The 2700-nt window shown below is 62.1% G+C and carries 1 protein-coding gene, 1 tRNA gene and 3 pseudogenes; 4 read left to right on the top strand and 1 reads right to left on the bottom strand.

The annotated features are described in order from the left end of the window. The 3 genes and pseudogenes from AVE30378_RS32370 to AVE30378_RS32975 all read left to right on the top strand — a co-directional run. Positions 1 to 150: pseudogene (locus AVE30378_RS32370) on the top strand (electron transfer flavoprotein subunit alpha/FixB family protein); the annotation flags it as partial. Between the two features lie 226 nt (positions 151 to 376). Next, positions 377 to 721: pseudogene (locus tag AVE30378_RS33195) on the top strand (PrpF domain-containing protein); the annotation flags it as partial. Positions 722 to 743: 22 nt separating this feature from the next. Further along, positions 744 to 1490 (top strand): 2-methylaconitate cis-trans isomerase PrpF family protein, encoded by a 747-nt coding sequence (locus AVE30378_RS32975; RefSeq protein ID WP_244235206.1) that lies wholly within the window; start codon positions 744 to 746, stop codon positions 1488 to 1490. Between the two features lie 234 nt (positions 1491 to 1724). On the opposite strand, the gene AVE30378_RS32385 is transcribed toward AVE30378_RS32975, so the two are convergent. Further along, a tRNA-Arg gene (locus AVE30378_RS32385) sits at positions 1725 to 1799 on the bottom strand. A 232-nt stretch (positions 1800 to 2031) separates the two neighbouring features. Here AVE30378_RS32385 and AVE30378_RS33070 point away from each other — a divergent pair. Continuing rightward, positions 2032 to 2625 (top strand): annotated as a pseudogene (locus tag AVE30378_RS33070) (c-type cytochrome); the annotation flags it as partial. Positions 2626 to 2700: the final 75 nt, after the last annotated feature.

Genomic DNA, 2700 nt, shown 5'->3' on the forward strand with positions numbered 1-2700 from the left:
GGTGCCATCCAGCATCTGGCCGGCATGAAGGATTCCAAGGTCATCGTCGCCATCAACAAGGATCCGGAAGCCCCGATCTTCGGCGTGGCCGACTACGGCCTGGTGGGCGACCTGTTCCAGGTGGTGCCGGAACTGGCCGGCAATTTGTAATTCCCGGTCTCCACTCACAACGAACCGGCCTTCGGGCCGGTTTTTCCATTGAAGCGGGATTTTCACTATATGGACCGGTTCCCCCGCCTGCTGCGTCCGCAAGGGCTCGCAACTTGCGTAGAGTGTCTGCTATGCCGACAGCCTGCACCGTGAGGCGATCGGATCACGCAAAACACCTCTTTGGGCCTGCACGATGCACACTCCGGACAGCTTGCCATTCGTCATGATGCGCGGCGGCACGAGCAAAGGAATCTTTCTCCGGGAATCCGATGTTCCTGCCGACCGTGAATCGCTGACGACCCTATTGCTCGACATCTTTGGCAGCCCCGACCGCCGCCAGATCGATGGCTTGGGCGGAGCCGACAAACTGACCAGCAAGGCTGCCATCATGGGCCCGCCACGCCGCGAAGACAGCGACGTCAGCTATCTCTTCGGCCAGGTCGGCATCCTGGCCCCGGAAGTCGATTACAACCTGAACTGCGGCAACCTGACGGCTGCCGCCGGGGTATACGCGATTGAAAGCGGCCTGGTCACGCCGCGGGACGGACATACGCTGGTACGAGTTCACAACCTGAACACAGATCGGATCGTCCATGTCAGCGCCCCGACAACGTCGACGCAGGTCCATCACGCAGGGCGATTTGCAGATCGGCGGGGTTCCTGGGCGTGGCGCGCCCATAGCGCTGGATTTCTCGCGGGCAGTCGGCGCAATCACGGGCCGGCTGCTGCCCTTCGGAGAAGTGCAGACAGAGATCGCCGTTCCAGGCAGAGAAAGCGTGACGGTATCCGTCGTGGATGGCGCGAATCTCGTCATCTACGCCCGCGCCGAGTCCTTCGGACTATCCGGCACAGAAGATCCCCTGGTCATCGATAGCGATCTTGCGCTTCGTGCCCACATGGACGCATTGCGTCGCGAGGTCGCTATCCGCCTGGGATTGAGCGACTATTGGCACCAGCGCAGCGCCCCTTCCACGCCGATGCTGGTAATGCTGCAAAAGCCGCGCGATTACCATACGTGCACGACGGGCGAACTGATCAGCGCCGATCGCCTGGACCTCGTGTGCAGACAGTACGCCTCCGGCTCCGCCAGTAAAACCTTGGCCGGCACGGTCACGGTCACGACCGGCATGGCTTGTGGAATCTCCGGCAGCCTTCCTGCGCAATTGTGCGGCGCGCCGGGCCCGAGACGTTATACGTTCGGGCATCCAAGCGGTGTTATCCACGTCGATGCCAGCGTGGCGCGGTGCGGCAACGAATGGCATGTTGAACAGGCCGCAATAGAACGGACCGCAAGGCGCATCGCGGAAGGTCGTGTTTTCCTGCGGGGGAATTGCCTGTAATCGACGGACGGCAGGGTATTTTTTTCCGACGGATCCCGCAGCGTTCCACATTGGATCACGTCTGGCATTGGCCAATCCACGAAACTGCTGATACGCGGCGGAAGGGGGGGCGTTTTCTTGAATATGCCGCCGTGGGCTTGCACGGCGGAGGGACCCTGGCGGCCCGTCCTGGCGGATGGGCTTGGCGTTTTGGGCACACAATGGCCCCGCGCCGGACCTAAGTCCTTGATTCGATGGCGCGCCCGACAGGAATCGAACCTGTATCAAGAGCTTCGGAAACTCTCATTCTATCCATTGAACTACGGGCGCAGTGCAAGGAGGCGGTATTGTACCTAGTTTTCCGGGAACTGCATGGAGCGGATCAAATCTTCCGCCAAACTCAGCGAAAACCCCGGCAGTTGCATTGGCCCCGTGTCTATGACACCGTTATATAATCCAGCGTTTGCTTGCAAGGCGGGCCATCATCGCCGCCGACTTGTGCAGTACTGATTTTCTGTTGCCGCCGCCAGGCGCCCCCGGTACCCGTTAGCAGGATTTGGTCATGAGCAACGAGCAGGAACACATAGAAGAGCACTCCTCCCCCATCAAAACCCCGAAGCAACTGATCGTCACGGTCGTACTGTCTTTCGTGGTTCCCATCGCCATCATCATCCTACTGGTGAACATGGTGGCTTCGGGCACCAAGGTAGGGGCCGGTTCGGATACGATGTCCAACGAAGCCGTCACCAAGCGCATCGCCCCAGTCGCGGGTTTTGCCTTGGTCGATGCCAATGCCCCCAAGGTCTTCAAGACCGGCGAACAGGTTTTCTCCACCGTCTGTACGGCCTGTCACACCGCCGGCGTGGCGGGTGCCCCCAAGGTCGGCGACAACGGCGCGTGGGCTCCGTTCATCAAGGCCGGCTACGACGCCATGCTGAACGTGGCCCTGCACGGCAAGGGCGGCATGCCCGCCAAGGGCGGCAACCCCGCGCTGTCCGACTACGAAGTCGCGCGCGCGGTGGTCTACATGGCCAACAAGTCGGGCGGCTCGCTGCCCGAACCCGCCGCTCCGGCCGCGGAAGGCGACAAGAAGGAAGCGGATGCCGCCCCGGCCGCCGCTCCCGCAGCAGCCGCCGCCGCGCCTGCGCCCGCGGCTTGCATGGCGACCTTCACCATGGCGTCCATGCCGGTCTTGATGTAGGGATCCCAGGCGGCCTTGTCGCCGAACTTG

It is taken from the genome of Achromobacter veterisilvae (assembly GCF_900496975.1).
Classification (GTDB): domain Bacteria; phylum Pseudomonadota; class Gammaproteobacteria; order Burkholderiales; family Burkholderiaceae_B; genus Achromobacter; species Achromobacter veterisilvae.

Excerpts from the sequence above, each read along its gene's own strand:
- AVE30378_RS32975 (WP_244235206.1), top strand. The coding sequence starts at position 744 with ATGTCAGCGCCCCGACAACGTCGACGCAGGTCCATCACGCAGGGCGAT.